This is a genomic window from Streptomyces sp. NPDC006435 (assembly GCF_040612315.1).
Lineage (GTDB): Bacteria > Actinomycetota > Actinomycetes > Streptomycetales > Streptomycetaceae > Streptomyces.
This window is the reverse complement of sequence record NZ_JBEXPY010000016.1, coordinates 62285-80738: the sequence shown is the minus strand read 5'-3', so window position 1 is coordinate 80738 and position 18454 is coordinate 62285. Positions and strand designations below refer to the sequence as shown.

Annotated in this window: 12 protein-coding genes; 3 read left to right on the top strand and 9 right to left on the bottom strand. The window is 69.1% G+C overall.

Translation table 11 applies throughout. From position 1 onward, the window contains the following. Nucleotides 1–18 precede the first annotated feature (18 nt). Nucleotides 19–1113 carry an LCP family protein gene (locus ABZZ04_RS17865; RefSeq protein ID WP_356933154.1) on the top strand — a complete coding sequence of 365 codons (1095 nt, stop codon included), beginning with the start codon at nucleotides 19–21 and terminating at the stop codon, nucleotides 1111–1113. Nucleotides 1114–1150: 37 nt separating this feature from the next. Further along, a complete protein-coding gene (locus ABZZ04_RS17860; RefSeq protein WP_356933153.1) occupies nucleotides 1151–1549 on the top strand; it encodes an NTP pyrophosphohydrolase in 399 nt (132 codons plus the stop codon). A 30-nt stretch (nucleotides 1550–1579) separates the two neighbouring features. Here the strand turns inward: ABZZ04_RS17860 and ABZZ04_RS17855 are convergent, their stop codons facing one another. From ABZZ04_RS17855 to ngcE, 9 genes are all read right to left on the bottom strand, one after another. Continuing rightward, nucleotides 1580–3088, bottom strand: coding sequence for an amino acid permease (locus tag ABZZ04_RS17855; protein WP_356933152.1), 1509 nt, complete (start codon nucleotides 3086–3088; stop codon nucleotides 1580–1582). 166 nt (nucleotides 3089–3254) lie between these two features. Then, a complete protein-coding gene (dxs, locus tag ABZZ04_RS17850) occupies nucleotides 3255–5180 on the bottom strand; it encodes a 1-deoxy-D-xylulose-5-phosphate synthase (RefSeq protein WP_356933151.1) in 1926 nt (641 codons plus the stop codon). A 276-nt stretch (nucleotides 5181–5456) separates the two neighbouring features. Then, nucleotides 5457–6773: a sugar ABC transporter permease gene (locus tag ABZZ04_RS17845; protein ID WP_356933150.1), complete on the bottom strand. Its 1317-nt coding sequence runs from the start codon at nucleotides 6771–6773 to the stop codon at nucleotides 5457–5459. Further along, complete coding sequence (locus ABZZ04_RS17840; protein ID WP_356933149.1) at nucleotides 6770–7564, bottom strand: ATP-binding cassette domain-containing protein; 795 nt, start codon at nucleotides 7562–7564, stop codon at nucleotides 6770–6772. Before ABZZ04_RS17840 ends, ABZZ04_RS17845 begins: the two co-directional genes overlap by 4 nt. A gap of 333 nt (nucleotides 7565–7897) precedes the next feature. After that, nucleotides 7898–8995, bottom strand: coding sequence for a substrate-binding domain-containing protein (locus tag ABZZ04_RS17835; RefSeq protein WP_356933148.1), 1098 nt, complete (start codon nucleotides 8993–8995; stop codon nucleotides 7898–7900). Between the two features lie 122 nt (nucleotides 8996–9117). After that, on the bottom strand, nucleotides 9118–10317 hold the full coding sequence (locus ABZZ04_RS17830) for an ROK family transcriptional regulator (protein WP_351831514.1): 1200 nt from the start codon (nucleotides 10315–10317) through the stop codon (nucleotides 9118–9120). Between the two features lie 327 nt (nucleotides 10318–10644). Then, a complete protein-coding gene (locus ABZZ04_RS17825; protein ID WP_148839988.1) occupies nucleotides 10645–11562 on the bottom strand; it encodes a carbohydrate ABC transporter permease in 918 nt (305 codons plus the stop codon). 91 nt (nucleotides 11563–11653) lie between these two features. After that, nucleotides 11654–12577 (bottom strand): sugar ABC transporter permease, encoded by a 924-nt coding sequence (locus ABZZ04_RS17820; RefSeq protein ID WP_356933147.1) that lies wholly within the window; start codon nucleotides 12575–12577, stop codon nucleotides 11654–11656. A gap of 50 nt (nucleotides 12578–12627) precedes the next feature. Further along, the gene (ngcE, locus tag ABZZ04_RS17815; protein ID WP_356933146.1) at nucleotides 12628–14076 is read right to left on the bottom strand and encodes an N-acetylglucosamine/diacetylchitobiose ABC transporter substrate-binding protein; all 1449 of its coding nucleotides are present in this window, start codon (nucleotides 14074–14076) and stop codon (nucleotides 12628–12630) included. A 501-nt stretch (nucleotides 14077–14577) separates the two neighbouring features. Between ngcE and ABZZ04_RS17810 the strand changes: the two genes are divergently transcribed. After that, the gene (locus ABZZ04_RS17810) at nucleotides 14578–18423 is read left to right on the top strand and encodes a GH92 family glycosyl hydrolase (RefSeq protein WP_356933145.1); all 3846 of its coding nucleotides are present in this window, start codon (nucleotides 14578–14580) and stop codon (nucleotides 18421–18423) included. Nucleotides 18424–18454: the final 31 nt, after the last annotated feature.

Genomic DNA, 18454 nt, shown 5'->3' with positions numbered 1-18454 from the left:
TTTGAGGACTCGACCACGATGAGCCACGACGCCACGGCACCGGGCCCCTCGGCCCCCCAGGACGGCGGCCGAAAGCGCAGGGGCGGCCCCCGCAGGCGCCGCCGCGGCCTGCGGATCGCACTCGTCTCGGTGCTCGTCCTGCTGCTCGCCGCCGGGGGCACCCTGTACTGGCTGTACAGCCGCCTGGACGGGAACATCAAGGGCGTCGACATCGACAAGGCCCTCGGCGAGGACCGCCCCGAGAAGCTGCCCACCAGCGGCCAGAACCTGCTGGTCCTGGGCTCCGACTCACGGGCCGGCGCGGAGAACAAGGAGCTGGGCGGGGGCGGCGACGTCAGCGGCGCCCGCTCGGACACCGCGCTGGTGGTGCACATACCCGAGGGCCGGACGAAGGCCGTCGCGGTCTCCATACCGCGCGACACCCTGGTCACCCGGCCCGAGTGCACCAGGGCCGACGGCACGTCGGTGCCCTCGGCGGACCGTGTGATGTTCAACTCCGTCTACTCCCAGGTCGGACCGGCCTGCGTGGTCAAGACCGTCGAGAAGATGTCCGGGGTCCGCATGGACCACTACCTGGAGATCAACTTCGCCGGGTTCAAGGACCTGGTGGACGCCATCGGCGGCGTCACGGTCGACGTCCCGAAGGACATCCACGACAAGTCCTCCGGCCTCGACCTCACGGCGGGCCGGCACAAGCTCGACGGCACCCAGTCCCTGGCGTACGTCCGCACCCGGCACGGCGTCGGCGACGGCAGCGACCTCGGCCGGATCGGGCTCCAGCAGCAGTTCCTGCTCGCGCTGCTGAGCGAGGTGAAGTCGCAGGACCTGCTGGGCAGCCCGGCCAAGTCGTACAAGATCGCCAGTTCGGCCACCCGCTCGCTGACCACCGACTCGGGACTCGCCTCGCTGACGTCCCTCGCCGAGTTCGGCCGGTCGATGAACGGCGTGGACCCGGACACCATGGAAACGATCATGCTTCCGGTGGCGTACGACAAGCGGGACCCCAACCGGGTGGTGGCGGCCCAGCCGCAGGCCGACCGGCTCTGGAAGGCCATCCGCAAGGACGGCGTGATCCCCGAGTCCGCCAAGAAGTCCCCCGCGACCGGCGGCTGACGCGACGCGGGGCGCGGCCCCGTGACACCCTTCCGGCATGCCGAGCGAACGGACCCTGGTGATCGTGGACGCGGCCAACGTGGTCGGCTCCGTGCCCGACGGGTGGTGGCGGGACCGGCGCGCCGCCACCGAGCGGCTCCGGGACGCCCTGGTCCCGCTGGCCTCGGCGGGGCTGCCGGGACACCCCGGCCCCGTCGAACTGGTGCTGGTCGTCGAGGGCCGGGCCCGCGGCGTCGCGTCGGTGCCCGGCGTGCTGGTGGACCCGGCACCGGACAGCGGCGACGACCGGATCGCCGAACTCGCCGGGGCGGCGGCGGACCGGGTCTGCGTGGTGGTCACCGCCGACCGGGAGCTGAGGCGGCGGGTCGAGGAGCACGGGGCCCGGTGCGTGGGGCCCCGCACGGTACGGCCGGCCCCGCCCGCCGGTACGCCCTGACGGCCCGTCCCGGAGCCGGCCGGCGGGCCCTCAGCGGTCGGCCGGGGCGTTGAGGCGGCTGTGCCGGCGCCCGTACGCGAAGTAGATGATCACGCCGAGGACCATCCAGACCCCGAACCGCAGCCAGGTCTCCGCCGGCAGATTGAGCATCAGCCACACCGAGGCGGCCACCGAGAGCAGCGGGACCAGCGGCACCCACGGGGTGCGGAAGGCGCGGTGCAGATCGGGGCGGGTGCGGCGCAGCACCAGTACGCCCAGCGCGACGACGACGAACGCGAAGAGCGTGCCGATGTTCACCAGTGTCGCCAGCTCGTTGATGCTGGTGAAACCGGCGACGATCGCGATGATCACACCGAGCAGGACGGTCGGGCGGTACGGGGTGCCGAACTTGGGGTGCGTCTTGGAGAAGAACCGCGGCAGCAGCCCGTCGCGGCTCATCGCGAAGAACACCCGGGTCTGCCCCAGCAGCAGGATCAGGCAGACCGTGGTGAGGCCGATCGCGGCACCGAAGCTGATGAGTCCGGCGTAGACGGGATGGCCGACGGCCTTGAAGGCGTCGGCCAGCGGAGCCTCGACCGACAGTTCGGTGTAGTGCTCCATGCCGGTGACCACGAGGGACACCGCGACGTAGAGCACGGTGCAGATGAAGAGCGAGGCGAGGATGCCGCGCGGCATGTCCCGCTGCGGGAGCTTCGTCTCCTCCGCGGCGGTGGCCACCACGTCGAAGCCGATGAAGGCGAAGAAGACGATGGAGGCTGCGGTGAAGATGCCCATGATGCCGAAGTTGGTGGGCGCGTAACCGAACATCAGCTGGACCAGCGGCGCGGTCAGTCCGGTGCCCGACTCCTGCGGCTCCGCCTCGGGGATGAAGGGCGAGTAGTTGGCGGCCTTCACGAAGAACAGCCCCGCGACGATCACGATCAGGACCACCACGATCTTGATGGCGACCACGACGCTCGTGACCCGGGCCGAGAGCTTCATGCCGAGCACCAGCACCACGGTCAGGACGAGCACCAGGGCGAAGGCCAGGATGTCGAAGCCGAAACCTTCCGCCACGTCAGGTCCCGAGAGCACGTCGGGCATGTGCCAGCCGAAGTTGTCCATCAGCGAGCGCACGTAACCGGACCAGCCGACCGCCACCACCGCCGTGCCCAGCGCGAACTCCAGCACCAGGTCCCAGCCGATGATCCAGGCGACCAGTTCACCGAGGGAGGCGTAGGAGAACGTGTACGCGGAACCGGCGACCGGCACGGTGGAGGCGAACTCGGCGTAGCAGAGCGCCGCCAGGGCGCAGACGACGCCCGCGACCACGAAGGCGAGGGCGGTGGCGGGACCGGCCGTCTCCTTGGCCACCTTGCCGGTGAGCACGAAGATGCCGGTGCCGATGATGACACCCACCCCGAAGACCGTGAGGTCCAGGGCGGAGAGGGACTTCCTGAGCGCGTGCTCCGGCTCCTCGGTGTCGCGGATGGACTGCTCGACCGTCTTGGTCCGGAACAGTCCGCCGCTGCTGGGTGGTGTGTCCTGCTGGGCCGTCACCGGCGTACCTCCACGCACTCGTCGTGTACGCCATGTTCGGGACCGCCCCGGCCCCGAAGGGTTCCACGGCGGGTGATTTCACGCGAATGGGCCGGGCGGACCACTCGTGCGGAGTGGCCCGCCCGGCCCATTCGTCGTAACGGTGCGAACGGCCGGCCGCGGGGTGTCAGTCGCGGGCGGGCTCGATCACGGAGCGGGGGTCGGCGTCCCCGAAGCGGCCGTCCAGCTTGGCGACCAGGCCGGTGACCTGGCGGGCGATGTCCGGCGCGGTCAGCCCGATCTCGGCCAGGACCTCCTTGCGGGAGGCGTGGTCGAGGAAGCGCGGCGGGATGCCGAAGTCGCGCAGCGGTACGTCGACCCCGGCGTCGCGCAGTGCCTGGGAGACGGCCGAGCCGACACCGCCGGCCCTGCTGTTGTCCTCGACGGTGACGACGACCCGGTGCCGCTCGGCGAGCGGGGCCATCGCCTCGTCGACCGGCTTGACCCAGCGCGGGTCGACCACGGTCGTCGAGATGCCCTGGGCCTCCAGCAGGTCCGCGATCTCCAGGCACATCGGGGCCAGCGCGCCGACCGAGACCAGCAGGACGTCCGGCCGGTCGGTGCCGGGCTCGCGCAGCACGTCCATGCCGCCGGCCCTCCCGACGGCCTTGACCGCCGGGCCGACCGCGCCCTTGGAGAAGCGGACCACGGTCGGGGCGTCGTCGACCTCGACGGCCTCGCGCAGCTGGGCGCGGACCTGGTCGGCGTCGCGCGGGGCGGCGATCCGCAGCGTGGGCACGCACTGCAGGATCGACATGTCCCACATGCCGTTGTGCGAGGCGCCGTCGGTGCCGGTGATCCCCGCCCGGTCCAGGACGAAGGTCACACCGCACTTGTGCAGCGCGACGTCCATCAGGACCTGGTCGAAGGCGCGGTTGAGGAAGGTGGCGTACACCGCGAAGACGGGGTGCAGTCCGCCGGTGGCGAGCCCGGCCGCGGAGACCGCGCCGTGCTGCTCGGCGATGCCGACGTCGTAGATCCGGTCCGGGAACTCCTTCTCGAACTTGGTCAGGCCGACCGGCTGGAGCATGGCCGCGGTGATCGCGACGATGTCCTCGCGCTCCTTGCCGAGCTTGACCATCTCCTCGCCGAAGACCGAGGTCCAGTCCAGGCCGGAGCTGGAGATGGGAAGCCCGGTGTCCGGGTGGATCTTGCCGACGGCGTGGAAGCGGTCCGCCTCGTCCTGGAGAGCCGGGGTGTAGCCGCGGCCCTTCTCGGTGATGCAGTGCACGATGACGGGGCCGCCGAAGCGCTTGGCACGCTGGAGCGCCGACTCCAGGGCCTCGATGTCGTGGCCGTCGATCGGTCCCACGTACTTCAGGCCGAGGTCCTCGAACATGCCCTGCGGGGCGATGAAGTCCTTCAGCCCCTTCTTGGCGCCGTGCAGCGTCTCGTACAGCGGCCGGCCGACGACGGGGGTGCGCTCCAGGATGTCCTTGCCGCGGGCCAGGAAGCGCTCGTAGCCGTCGGTGGTGCGCAGCGTGGCGAGGTGGTTGGCGAGGCCGCCGATGGTCGGCGCGTAGGAGCGCTCGTTGTCGTTGACGACGATGACGAGCGGGCGGTCCTTGGCGGCGGCGATGTTGTTCAGCGCCTCCCAGGCCATGCCGCCGGTGAGAGCTCCGTCACCGATGACCGCGACGACGTGGTCGTCCTTGCCCAGCACCTCGTTGGCCTTGGCGAGGCCGTCGGCCCAGCCGAGCACCGTGGAGGCGTGCGAGTTCTCGATGACGTCGTGCTCGGACTCCGCGCGGGAGGGGTAGCCGGAGAGGCCGCCCTTGCTCTTGAGCTTCGAGAAGTCCTGCCGGCCGGTGAGGAGCTTGTGCACGTAGCTCTGGTGGCCGGTGTCGAACAGCACCTTGTCCTTCGGCGAGTCGAAGACCCGGTGCAGGGCGATGGTCAGCTCGACCACTCCCAGGTTGGGGCCGAGGTGGCCACCGGTCTTCGACACGGCGTCGACGAGGAAGGTCCGGATCTCCTCGGCGAGCTGGTCCAGCTGCTCGGGTGTGAGCCGGTCCAGGTCACGCGGTCCACCGATGCGGGTCAGCAGGGCCACCCGTGCCTCCTTGCGTCTTGAGCTGGTCGAGCATGCCGATCCGACGAGTCTAATGTTCCGGTCGCGTGCGGGGTCATCGGGCGGTGTGTTCGGTACGTATTCCGTACACACCGTCGTGCCCCATGCACGTGACCGTGTTCCGTCGGTCACATCCCGCCCCGGCGGGGCGGTGACACGGCTGTGCCCGGCGCCCGTGCGGGGGCGCCGGGCACCGGGCCGGGCGGGGGGCGGGCCGCCCGCCTCGTGGACGTCGTGCGGCCCGCCGTCCTCGTGACGCTACGCGCGGCCCGCCGTCTTCTGGGTGCGGCGCGAGACCGAGTCGATGACCACGGCGGCCAGCAGGACGGCGCCCGTGATCATGTACTGGATGGCGTTGGCCATGCCGATCATGTTCAGGCCCTGCTGGATCGACTGGATCACGATCATGCCGAGCAGTGCGGACCAGACCTTGCCCCGGCCGCCGAAGAGGCTGGTGCCGCCGATGACGGCCGCCGCGATGACCAGCATCAGCGTGTTGCCGCCGCCGACGCTCTTGGTGGCGCCGCCGGACAGGCTCGCGATGAAGAGGCCGCCGAAGGCGCCCAGCATGCCGGAGAGCGCGAAGACGGTGATCCGGATGCGGTCGACGCTGATGCCGGCGCGGCGTGCCGCCTCCGGGTTGCCGCCCACCGCGAAGACCTGGCGGCCGAAGGCGGTCCGGCGGGCCACGAAGTCCGCGACGACCAGCACGGCGAGGAAGAGCACCAGGGCCAGCGGCAGGCCGCGGGCGCCCGAGGGCTCGTTCAGCACGTACGCGACGGCGAAGCACAGGATCGCGACGATGCCCGTGCGGAGCGCGATCTCGCTGGTCGGGCGGGCGGGCAGGCCCGCGGACCGGCGGCGCCGGCCGTCCACCAGGAGCGAGGCGGCGTACGCGAGGACCGCGACCAGGGCGAGGCCGTATCCGGCGGCCTTGTCCTCGAAGAAGTAGTTGGTGAGGTTCTCGACGATGCTGCCGCTCGGGGTGTTGATCGAGCCCTCACCGCCCATCATCCATTCCTGCAGACCGCTCCAGCCGAGGAACCCGGCCAGGGTGACGACGAAGGCCGGCACACCGATCTTGGCGAAGAAGAAGCCGTGCAGCGCGCCGAGCGCCGTGCCGGAGAGCACCGCGACGAGGACCGCCAGCCAGTCGTTCCAGCCGTGGTTGACGTTGAGCACGGCCCAGACGGCCGCGCCGACGCCGGCGACCGAGCCGACGGACAGGTCGATCTCGCCGAGCAGCAGCACGAAGACGATGCCGACCGCCATGATGCCGAGGCCGGAGCTGTAGACGGCGATGTTGGCGACGGAGCTGGCGGAGAGGAAGTTGCTGTTCTGGAGCTGGAAGACGATCGCGATGACGATCAGTCCGACGAGGACCGGCAGCGAGCCGAGCTCGCCGCCGCGCACCTTGCGGGTGAACTCGGACCAGTAGCCCTTGAGTCCCTCCTCGCGGACCAGCAGGCGCGGGTCCACCGCGGGGACGGGGGCCGCCGACGGTGCGGTGGTCTTATCGGTGGAGACCCGGGGGGCCTCGGCAGAGGTCTCGGGGGTCTTGGCGAGGTCGCTCACTTCGCTCCCTCCTTCGTGGCGGTGCGTGCCTGGCGGCGCGTGACGGCGTTGTCCGTGGCGCCGGTGATCGCGGAGATGATCTCCTCGTGGGACGTGGTCGCCACGTCGAAGACTCCGTTGTTGCGGCCCAGCCGCAGCACCGCCACCTTGTCGGCGACCGCGCGCACGTCGGCCATGTTGTGGCTGATGAGGATGACGCCGTGGCCGCGCTCGCGCAGCCGCTCGACGAGGTCGAGGACCTGGGCGGTCTGCTCGACGCCGAGGGCGGCGGTCGGCTCGTCGAGGATGACGACCTTGGGGTCGCCGATCAGGGCGCGGGCGATGGCCACGACCTGGCGCTGACCGCCGGAGAGCGAGGCGACCGGGATACGGACGCTGGGGATCCGGATGGACAGGGTGTCCAGCAGTTCCTTGGCGCGCTTCTCCATCGCGATCTCGTCGAGGACCGAGGCCCTGCGCAGTTCGCTGCCGAGGAAGAGGTTGGCGACCACGTCGAGGTTGTCGCAGAGGGCCAAGTCCTGGTAGACGGTGGCGACTCCGAGCTCCTGGGCGTCGTTGGGCCGGTTGATCCGGACCGTCTCGCCCTCCCACTCGATGGCGCCTTCGTCGATCGGGTGGACGCCCGAAATGGTCTTGACGAGGGTCGACTTGCCGGCGCCGTTGTCGCCGACCAGGGCGACCACTTCGCCGGAACGAATCTCCAGGTCCACATCGGTGAGCGCCTGGACGGCGCCGAACCGCTTGGAGATTCCGCGCAACGCCAGCACGGGCGTAGCGGACACGTGAATCATCTCCTTCGCCGCCTGACCGGCGGGGATGGTGCTGCTGAGCTCAAGGGGGCGGTGCCGGTCACCGGGCCGCGGGGGCGGCCGGGAGGTGTTCGGGCGCCGGCCGGGAGGTCTCCGGACGGGTCCGCCTCGGAACGTCGTCGCCGGGGGACGACCGCGCGCCGAGGGCCGGACCCGGTCGGGAGGTTCCGCCCGGCCGGGCCCGTGGTCCGTCCCGGAGGACGGCCGTGCCCGGGTGACCGGAACCGGCGGGAAGTCCGGCGCCCGCCCCTGCTGCGGGGCATGTGACGGGGCGGGCGCCGGACCGGACCGGGGGGGGACGCTTGCCGGCGGGTACTACTTGATGCCGGCGGCGTCGCAGGCCGCCTTGTACTCGTCGGCGCAGATCTTCTCGACCGGGTACACCTTGTCCGCGATGATCGTGGAGGCGATGTTCTCCTTGGTCACCACCGAGGCGTCGTACAGCTTCGAGGGGATGCCCTTGAACTCGCCCGAGAGGCTGTCGACCTTGACCGGGGCCAGGTCGTCGATCTTCTCGCCCTTGAGCAGCCTGACGGCGATCTCGGCGGTGGTCTCGGCCTCCGGCTTGATCTGCTTGTAGATCGAGAAGGCCTGCTCGCCCGCGATGATCCGCTGCAGACCGGCGAGTTCGGAGTCCTGGCCGCCGACCGGGACCTTCACGCCCTGCTTCTTCAGGGCGGTGATGATGCCGCCGGCCATGCCGTCGTTGGCGGAGTAGACGCCCTGGAAGCCGTCCTTGCCCAGGGAGTCGATGGCCGCGCCCATCTTCTTGTTGGCCTCGTCCGGCGACCAGTCCGGGATGTCCTGCTCGTAGACGACCTTCTTGACCTGCTTGTCGAGGACGCTGTGCGCGCCCTTCTTGAAGAAGGGGGCGTTCGGGTCGGTCGGCGAACCGTTGATCATGACGACATTGCTGTCCTCGGCCTTGGCGCCCAGCGCCTTGACCAGCGCCTCGCCCTGGAGCTGGCCGATCTTCTCGTTGTCGTACGACACGTAGGCGGAGATCGGGCCCTCGGCAAGACGGTCGTACGCGACGACCTTGACGTCCTTCTTCGCGGCCTGCTGGACCCAGGACTTGGCGGCCTTGTAGTCGACGGTGTCCAGGATGATGACCTTCACACCCTGGGTGACCAGCGCGTCGAACTGCTTCTTCTGGGTCTCGGTGTCCTGCGCGGCGTTGTTGTACTTGATCTCGCAGTCGCCGCACAGCGACTTGATCTTGTCCTCGATGATCGGACGGTCGAACGTCTCGTAACGCGTGGTCTTGTTCTCCGGCAGGAGCAGACCGATGGTCTTGCCGTCGCCACCGCTGCCGGAGTCCTTGTCGTCGCCCGCCTTGCCGCAGGCGGCGAGGGAGAGGGCCATCGAGATCGCGGCCGTTCCTATGACCAGGCGTCGCGTCGTTGCGTTCATTACGGGTTGCCTCCCTGACGAGGCCGCAACGTTGCGGCCGAGGTGGCTGGCAGTCAACTCGGCTGCAACGTCAGCGTCAAGGAGTAAATCCTTAACGAGATGACAACGGTGCCATTCGTTATCTAAGTGAAGGCAGGAGTGCCCGTCGGCAGGGTGCTCTCCAAAAGGGGTGAATCCCCCATCTCGCTGAGCACCAGGGCCAGTGCGCCCAGCACCTCGGCCCGGCCGCCCAACGCGCCCGGCAGCACCGACAGTTGACGGGCCGCGCTGGGGATGGCGTACCGGGAGACCGAGTCCCGGATCGGCGCGAGCACCAGCTCGCCCGCCTCGGCGAGCGAGCCCCCGAGGACCACCCGGCTGGGGTTGAGCAGATTGCAGAGGTTGGCCACCCCGCTGCCGATGTGCCGCCCGACGTCCCCGATCACCCGGCGGCAGCCCGGGTCGCCCCCGCGGGCCAGCTGGACCACCCGCTCCATGGTGAGATCGGGGCCGTGGCTGGGCATGAGCAGCGGCAGGACGTACCGGGCCGCCGCGAAGGTCTCCAGGCACCCCCGGTTCCCGCAGCGGCACACCGGTCCCGACTCGTCGAGTGTGATGTGCCCGATCTCGCCGGCCGTGCCGCCCGGTCCCCGGTAGATCCGTCCGTCGATCACCAGGCCGGCGCCGACGCCGCTGGCCACCTTGATGTAGGCGAGGTCCTTGACACCGCGTCCGCTCCCCCAGACCAGCTCGCCGAGCGCCCCGAGGTTGGCGTCGTTGTCGACGTGCACCGGCACGCCGAGCCGGCTCGCGAGCTCCTTGCTGGGGTTGATGCCCGTCCAGCCCGGCAGGATCGACGTGGAGCCCAGCGTGCCGGACTCCACGTCGATCGGGCCGGGAACACCGAGACCCACCCCGATCACCTTGTCCTGGCTGATCCCGGTCGTCTCGATCAGCCGCTTCACGAGCTGTTCCGCCCGCCCGAACCCCTGCGCGGACGAGGCGTCCACGTCCAGCGGCTCGGCCTCCTCGGCCAGCACCTGGTGGGCGAGGTTGCCGACCGCCACCCGCAGGTGCGTGTGCCCGAAGTCGACGCCGATCACGATGCCCGCGTCGCCGCTGAGCGAGACGCTGCGGGCCCGGCGGCCGCCCGCCGAGGTGGGGGTCACCTCGACCGTGCCGCCTTCCTTCAGTTCACGAACGATGTTGGAGACGGTGGCCGCTGACAGGCCGGTGCTCCGTGCGATCTCGGCCTGGGTGAGCGAACCCGCCATGCGCACCGCACGCACGACCCGCTCCAGGTTGGCGCGATGCAGCGACGTCTGCGACCCCGGAGTCTCCATTGACTCTCTCACTCCTAGCTCTCTTTCCAACATGTGAACTCCAAGCTGAGCGTTTTGAGGTGCTCCCCGTCAAGACCTTGAGCGACCGAAGCCTCGGATGAGCACCCTCGCCCACGCCCGGCGCGTCCGGCCCGCACTCCGTCCGTGCCCCGCCCCGTGCCCCGTCCGCGCCGGGCCCACCTCCCGTTCACGCCCCGAACGACCGCCCGCACACGCGAACCGCCCGCCGGCGGGAAGCCGGCGGGCGGTTCGTACGAGTGGTGCGTATGGGTGGTGCGTGTGACCGGCCCGTACGGACGACGGGCCGAGGGGGCGAGGGGCGGACCGTTACTTCACGGCGCCCGCAGTGAGTCCCGCGACGACCTGGCGCTGGAAGACGATGTAGGCCCCGAGGACCGGCAGCATCGCCATCACCAGACCGGCGAACAGACCCGACCAGTCGCCCTTGTACCCCTGGCTGTTGGCCAGTTCGACCAGCCCCTGGGAGAGCACCCGCTGGTTCGGGTCGGTGTTGAGCACCGTCGGCAGCATGTACTGGTTCCACTGCCCGAGGAAGTTGAAGATGCCGACGCTGATCAGGCCGGGCTTCGCCATGGGCAGCATCACCTGGAAGAACGTCCGGGTGTGCGAGGCCCCGTCGAGCATCGCCGCCTCCGCCACCGAGGTCGGCAGCGTCCGGAAGAACGAGGTGAGGAAGAAGACGGTGAACGGCAGCGAGTACGCGATGTACACCAGGATCAGTCCGTGCTGCGTGTTCAGCAGGGACATGTTGTTCATCACGAAGAACAGCGGGACCAGCGCCAGGATGATCGGGAAGCTCATCCCGCCGATGAACAGGAAGTACAGGAAGCGGTTGCCCGGGAAGTCGAACCGCGCCAGCACGTAGGCCGCCATCGACCCCAGCAGCAGCGTGCCGACGAGCGAGCCGCCCACCACCACGATCGTGTTGAAGAAGTAGTCGCTCATGTGCGCCTGGCTCCAGGCGCGCGACCAGTTCTCGAAGTGCAGCTTGTCGGGCAGCGCCCACGGCGTCGACAGGATCGAGTCGTCCGTCTTGAACGACGCCATCACCGCCCAGAGCAGCGGCATGACGACCAGGATCGCCCAGATGATCAGCACACCGTGCGAGAAGACGTTGAGGACCTTGCCCTCGCTGCTCTTCTCCTCGACGGCCGGCGCGGGGCTCTTGGCCGCGGGGGCCGGGCCCGCCGCCGGGGCCGCGGGCGGGGTGTCAGTCGTCTTCACGGGTACTCACCTCGTACTGTCGAGCCGGACACGGGGGCCGACCTGTGGTGCCTGCTGGGGGTCCGGGGGCCGTCGCCCGTCGTTCGCGGCATCAGAACTCCAGCCGTTCGCGCCGGCCCAGTCGCATCACGACGGCGGCGAAGAGCATGGTGACGACCAGCAGTCCGACACCGATCGTCGTCGCGTAGCCGGCCTGCCCGTCGCGGAAGGCCGTCTGGTAGACGTACAGCGGCAGGACCGTGGTCGAGTAGTCGGGGCCGCCGGGGCCCACGGTCATGACCTGTACGGCGGTGAACGCCTCCACGCCGAGGGCCAGGATGCCCATGTACACCCAGCCCGACTGCACCGTGTCCCAGAGCAGCGGCAGTGTGATCTTGAAGAACGTGGTGAAACGGTTGGCCCCGTCGAGGAGCGCCGCCTCGTAGAAGTCCTTGGGAATGGACGCCATTCCGGCCGAGAAGAGGACGACGAAGAATCCGACCGTCGACCAGATCAGCACCGTCATGACGCAGATGAGCGCCAGGTCCGGATCGCCGAGCCATTCGGGCTGGAGGGAATCCAGGCCGATTCCCTTCAGCGTCGAGTTGATCATTCCGTCGCGCGGGTTGAACGCGAACTGGAAGAGCAGGGCGACGATGACGATCGAGAGCACCTGCGGGAAGAAGTAGGCGATCTTGTAGAAACTCGACCCGCGCACACCGGAGACCGTGGCGTTCTTCCGCCGTCGTCCCCCGACATTGAGCATGAAGGCGAAGAACAGCGCCAGCCCCAACGTCACCAGCGGCAGCAGCAGCACGAGCAGCACACTGTGCTGCAGCGACTTCCAGAAGATGTCGTCCTTGAACATCCTCGTGTAGTTGTCGAACCCGACCATCTTGAAGTCCGGGCTCAGGCCGGTCCAGTCCGTGAACGAGTAGTAGATGGACTGGATGAACGGCCAGATGACGAAGACCGCGTACAACGCCAGTGGGGCCACCAAGAACCCCACGATGAAACGGTACTTGCCGTGCTGCATCGTTTACCGACCCCGATCTTTCCGCGGGTGCCGCCGCTGGTGACGGTTGCTCACTGGTGCTTGTACTTCTTGACGGACTGGTCCTGGGCCGCCGCGTCGGCGAAGGCCTGGATCTTCTTGATGGCCTCGGCGGGAGTCAGGCGGCCGGCCATCATCTCGCCGATGCCCGCCGTGCCGATCTGCTCCTTCTGGAGCTTCACGTACCAGTCCTGCATGCGCGGGTTCACCACGTTGTCGCCGGCCTTCTTCAGCGCGTCGACACCGGCCTGCAGCGCGGTCGACAGGGTCAGGCCGTCGGTGCCGCCGTTGAAGGCGCTGAGCGACTTGACCTGCTTGGTGAAGTTCTTCGAGGACTCCTCGGAGAGCATGATGCGCAGCTGCTCCATGCCGCCCTCGGGGTTGTTCGCCTTGGCCGGGACGATGAAGGGCTCGCCGCCGGAGGCCCAGATGGTGCCGAACGGCATCTTGTCGGACGCGTCCAGGCCGGACGGGGCCGCGACCATCATCTTGAAGTCCTTGGGCGTGGTCGGCGCCGCCTCGTTCTCCACCCACGAACCGTTCGGGATGAAGAGCGCCTTGCCCTTGGTCCACTCGGTCTGCGACTGGATGTGGGTGAGGCCGGGCGTGCCCTTGAGGATGTAGCCCTTCTTGTACAGCTCGTAGTACGCCTCGAACGCCGCCTTGACCGCGGGGTCCTTCCAGGCGTTCGGCTCCAGGTTGTCGATCTTGTCGAGAACCTCCCGGCCACCGATCTTGGCGATGAACGGGTAGAGCGAGAACGGCAGGTAGTAGGGGTACTTGCCCGGGTACGTCCAGCCGGCGATGCCCTGCTTCTTCGCCTTCGCACAGAGGGCGAGCATGGAGTCCCAGTCCTCCGGGTACTCCGCGTCGAGCTTCTCGAGCGCGGTCTGCGAGTACCAGACGCCGTAGACCGTGTACGCGTAGTACATGATCCAGACCGGGGCGCCCTCGAACTGGCCCATCTCCAGGACACCGGGACGCAGGGTGTCGCGGACCTTCTTGTTCGGGTCGTCGATGGACGGGGCGTCCATCAGCGGGGTCAGATCGAACAGCTGCTTCTTGTCGACAAGAACGCCCATGTCCATCTGCTCGGCGCCGGAGTTGTCGATCAGGTCCGGCGGGGTGCCGCCGTTGAAGCGCGGCTGCAGCTGCGACTGGATCTTCTGGGTCGCGGCGTGCTTGACCTTCGGGGCCTTCGGGAACGCCGCGTTGTACTTCTTCTCCGCGTCGATCGCGTACTGCTCGCCGAAGCCGCCGTTGAAGATGACGACTTCGAGCGGGGCCGTCTCGTTGACGCCGAGCGGGTTGGTCTTGGTGACCTTGCCCTTCTCGACCTTCTTGTCGCTGCCGCCGTCGCTGCTCGCGCACGCCGACAGGAAGCCCATCGTCGGAACGCTGATCAGGCCGAGTGCGGCAGATCGCTTGATCACATCGCGACGGCCGAGGCCCTCATTCTTGTGGGCGGAGGTGGATCCCATGCTCAAGTCCTCGCCTTCTCCAGGACTCAGGCGGTGTGTACCGGTCGCCCGTCGAAAATTCGCCTCAGGCGAAGGGCCCCGCCACCGCGGTCAGTTGCGCTTGGGTAGTGCTGATTCAAGGCTAGCCACGTGCATCGGGGGTCGAAGGAGTCCGGACATCGGGCGCATTCCTCGCGCCGTTCCCGTCCGTTCCCCCCGCGTCCCCCTCGTCCACACCGACGAAACATCGGTGCGGACGCCGACAGGTATAGTCCACTCACACTCAACTGAGCAAGATCGAACACAAGGTTGAACAGCAGTCTTTCCCGAGTTGAGACCTCGCGGATACCTGGAACCCGCGCCTCCCGCTCCGGCTGTAACGTTTTCCGCATTACGGTCGATACGGTCGGCCATTGCCCTCCAACACCCTTGACACATCCCGGCACTTGGCTCCCTACTGGACCTTGCGCATCTCTTTGACAACGTTGTCCATGCGTACGTCCCCGGGAGGAATGGCTCGGCATGCAGCCCCGACATGGTTCTCGCAGAAGACAAAGCCGTACGGTCGCGCTGATCGCGGCCTTGCTCGTCCTGGTCGCGACCGCTCCCGCCACCGCCGCCGCGCAGTCGTCCGGTCCGCCCGGAAAGGGCCAAGTCCCCACGGGGGAACGAACCTTCAGGTCCTCCTTCGAAGCGGACGAAAAGCAGCCGGACTGGCGCAACACCGTGGAAGAGGGCCCGGACGGAAGGAAACGGTCATCGGGTGTCGATGGCGGCTTCTCCGCAGGAATACCGGGCAATGTCACCGACCGGGTGACGGACGTCCGCGCCAGTGGTGAGAACACCGGCGGCGGGGAGGTCAAGGAAAACCTGATCGATGTGGAGCCCGGCACCAAGTGGCTGACCTTCGAGCCCGCCGGCTGGGTCGAGTTCGACCTGGACGAACCGGTCGAGGTCGTGACGTACGCGCTGACCTCGGCCAACGACCACGAGGAGCGCGACCCGAGGGACTGGACCCTGCAGGGCTCCGCCGACGGCACCGACTGGAAGGACCTCGACTCCCGGACCGGCCAGACCTTCACCGAACGGTTCCGGACGAAGTCGTACGACTTCACCTCCGACACGGCCTACCGGCACTTCCGGCTGCGGATCACGAAGAACAACGGCTCCCCCGACATCACCCAGCTCGCCGACGTCCAGTTCTCCGACGGCGACACCTCCGCCCCGGCCCCGGAGCAGATGCTCAGCCGGCCCGAGCGCGGCCCCTCCGGCTCCCCCACGGCCAAGGCCGGCGCGGGCTTCACCGGCAGGAAGGCCCTGCGGTACGCGGGTACGCACAAGGCGGACGGCCGGGGCTACTCGTACAACAAGGTCTTCGACGTGAACACGGCCGTCACCCGTGACACCTCGCTGTCCTACCTGGTGTATCCCCAGATGGGCGAGACGGACCTCGCCTACCCGGCGACGCACGTGGCGGTCGACCTGGCGTTCACGGACGGCACGTACCTGAGCGATCTGCGGGCCACCGACAGCAACGGCGGCCTGCTGACCCCGCAGGGCCAGGCCGACGCCAAGCGGCTGTACGTCAACCAGTGGAACAGGGTCGAGTCGGGGATCGGCACGGTCGCGGCGGGCAGGACGGTGGACCGCGTCCTGGTGGCGTACGACTCCCCCGAGGGCACGGCGAAGTTCCAGGGCTGGATCGACGACATCGAGATCGCCCCGAAGGCGCCCGAGAAGCGCCGCGCCCATCTGTCCGACTACGCCTCGACGGTCCGCGGCACCAACTCCAGCGGCGCCTTCTCCCGCGGCAACAACTTCCCCGCCACCGCCGTGCCGAACGGTTTCAACTTCTGGACACCGGTCACCAACGCCGGCTCGACGAGCTGGCTCTACGACTACGCGCGCGGCAACAACGACGACAACCTGCCCACCCTCCAGGCCTTCAGCGCCAGCCACGAGCCGAGCCCCTGGATGGGCGACCGGCAGACCTTCCAGCTGATGCCGTCGGCGGTCGCCGGCACCCCGGACGCCGCCCGCGGGGCACGGGCGCTGCCCTTCCGCCACGAGAACGAGACGGCGCGGCCGCACTACTACGGGGTGACCTTCGACAACGGTCTCAGGGCCGAGATGACCCCGACCGACCACGCGGCCCGGATGCGGTTCACCTACCCCGGCGACGACGCGAGCGTCGTCTTCGACAACGTCTCCAACGACGGCGGGCTCACCCTCGACCCGGCCACCAGCTCCTTCACCGGCTTCTCCGACGTGAAGAGCGGCGGCTCGACCGGCGCGACCCGGCTGTTCGTGTACGGCGTCTTCGACGCCCCGGTCACCGCGAGCGGCAAGCTGTCCGGCGGCGGCGGTGACGACGTCACGGGCTACCTCCGCTTCGACGCCGGCAAGGACCGCACGGTGAACCTGCGGCTGGCCACCTCCCTCATCGGCGTCGACCAGGCGAAGCGGAACCTCGCCGCCGAGATCCCGGCCGCCCGCTCCTTCGACCGGGTCGAGGACCGTGCGCAGCGGGCCTGGGACGACATCCTGGGCAAGGTGGAGGTCGAGGGGGCCACGGCCGACCAGCTGACCACCCTCTACTCCAACCTGTACCGGTTGTACCTGTACCCGAACTCGGGCTTCGAGAAGGTGGACGGCAAGGACAAGTACGCCAGCCCCTTCTCCCCGCAGACCGGCCCCGACACCCCGACGCACACCGGCGCGAAGATCGTCGAGGGCAAGGTGTACGTCAACAACGGCTTCTGGGACACCTACCGGACCACCTGGCCCGCGTACTCCCTGCTCACCCCGGACCGGGCCGGCGAGATGGTGGACGGCTTCGTCCAGCAGTACAAGGACGGCGGCTGGATATCCCGCTGGTCGTCCCCCGGCTACTCGGACCTGATGACCGGCACCTCCTCGGACGTCGCGTTCGCCGACGCGTACGTCAAGGGCGTGCGGTTCGACGCCGAGGCGGCGTACGAGGCGGCCCTGAAGAACGCCACGGTGGTCCCGCCGTCCTCGGGCGTCGGCCGCAAGGGCATGGTGACCTCCCCGTTCACCGGTTACGCGAACACCTCGACGCACGAGGGCCTGTCCTGGTCGCTGGAGGGCTACCTCAACGACTACGGCATCGCGCGGATGGGCGAGGCCCTCCACCGGAAGACCGGGAAGGCCCGGTACAAGGAGGAGTCCGCGTACTTCCTGGACCGCGCCCGCAACTACGTCCGGCTCTTCGACGGGAAGGCCGGCTTCTTCCAGGGCAGGGACGCCGAGGGCGACTGGCGGCTCCCCGCAAAGGACTACGACCCGCGGGTCTGGGGCTACGACTACACGGAGACCAACGGCTGGGGCTACGCCTTCACGGCCCCGCAGGACAGCCGGGGCCTGGCCAACCTGTACGGCGGTCGGGCCGGCCTGGCGAAGAAGCTCGACACGTACTTCGCCACACCGGAGACGGCCGGCCCCGAGTTCGTCGGCTCGTACGGCGGTGTCATCCACGAGATGACCGAGGCGCGCGACGTGCGGATGGGGCAGTACGGCCACAGCAACCAGGTCGCGCACCACGCCACCTACATGTACGACGCGGCCGGACAGCCCTGGAAGACGCAGGAGAAGGTCCGCGAGGTCCTGGGACGGCTCTACACGGGCAGCGACATCGGGCAGGGCTACCACGGCGACGAGGACAACGGCGAGCAGTCGGCCTGGTACCTCTTCTCCTCGCTCGGCTTCTACCCGCTGGTCATGGGCAGCGGCGAGTACGCGATCGGCTCCCCGCTCTTCAAGAAGGCCACGGTCCATCTGGAGAACGGCCGGGACCTGGTCGTCCGGGCGCCGGAGAACAGCGCGAGGAACGTCTACGTGCAGGGCCTGCGGGTCAACGGCAGGAAGTGGACCTCGACCGCGCTGCCGCACGAACTGCTCGCCAGGGGCGGTGTGCTGGACTTCGCCATGGGCCCCGAGCCGTCGTCGTGGGGCACCGGCAAGGGCGCGGCCCCGGTCTCGATCACCGAGGACGACGAGGTGCCGTCGCCGCGGACGGACGTGCTGAAGGGTGAGGGCGCCCTGTTCGACGACACGTCGGCCACCTCGGCGGAGGTCACCGCGGTGGACCTGCCGGTCCCCTCGGCCACGGAGGCGGTCCGGTACACACTGACGTCGGACACGGCGGCCGGGGCCCCGTCCGGCTGGGTCCTCCAGGGCTCGTCGGACGGCACCACGTGGAAGGACCTCGACGGGCGCCGGTCCGAACGGTTCGCCTGGGACCGGCAGACGAGGGTGTTCTCGGTGAGCCGTCCGGGGACGTACGCGCACTACCGCCTGGTGTTCGCCGGTGGGGGCAGGCTGGCGGAGCTGGAGCTGTTCTCCTGATCCGGCGTTCCTCCCGCGTCACGGCCGGCGG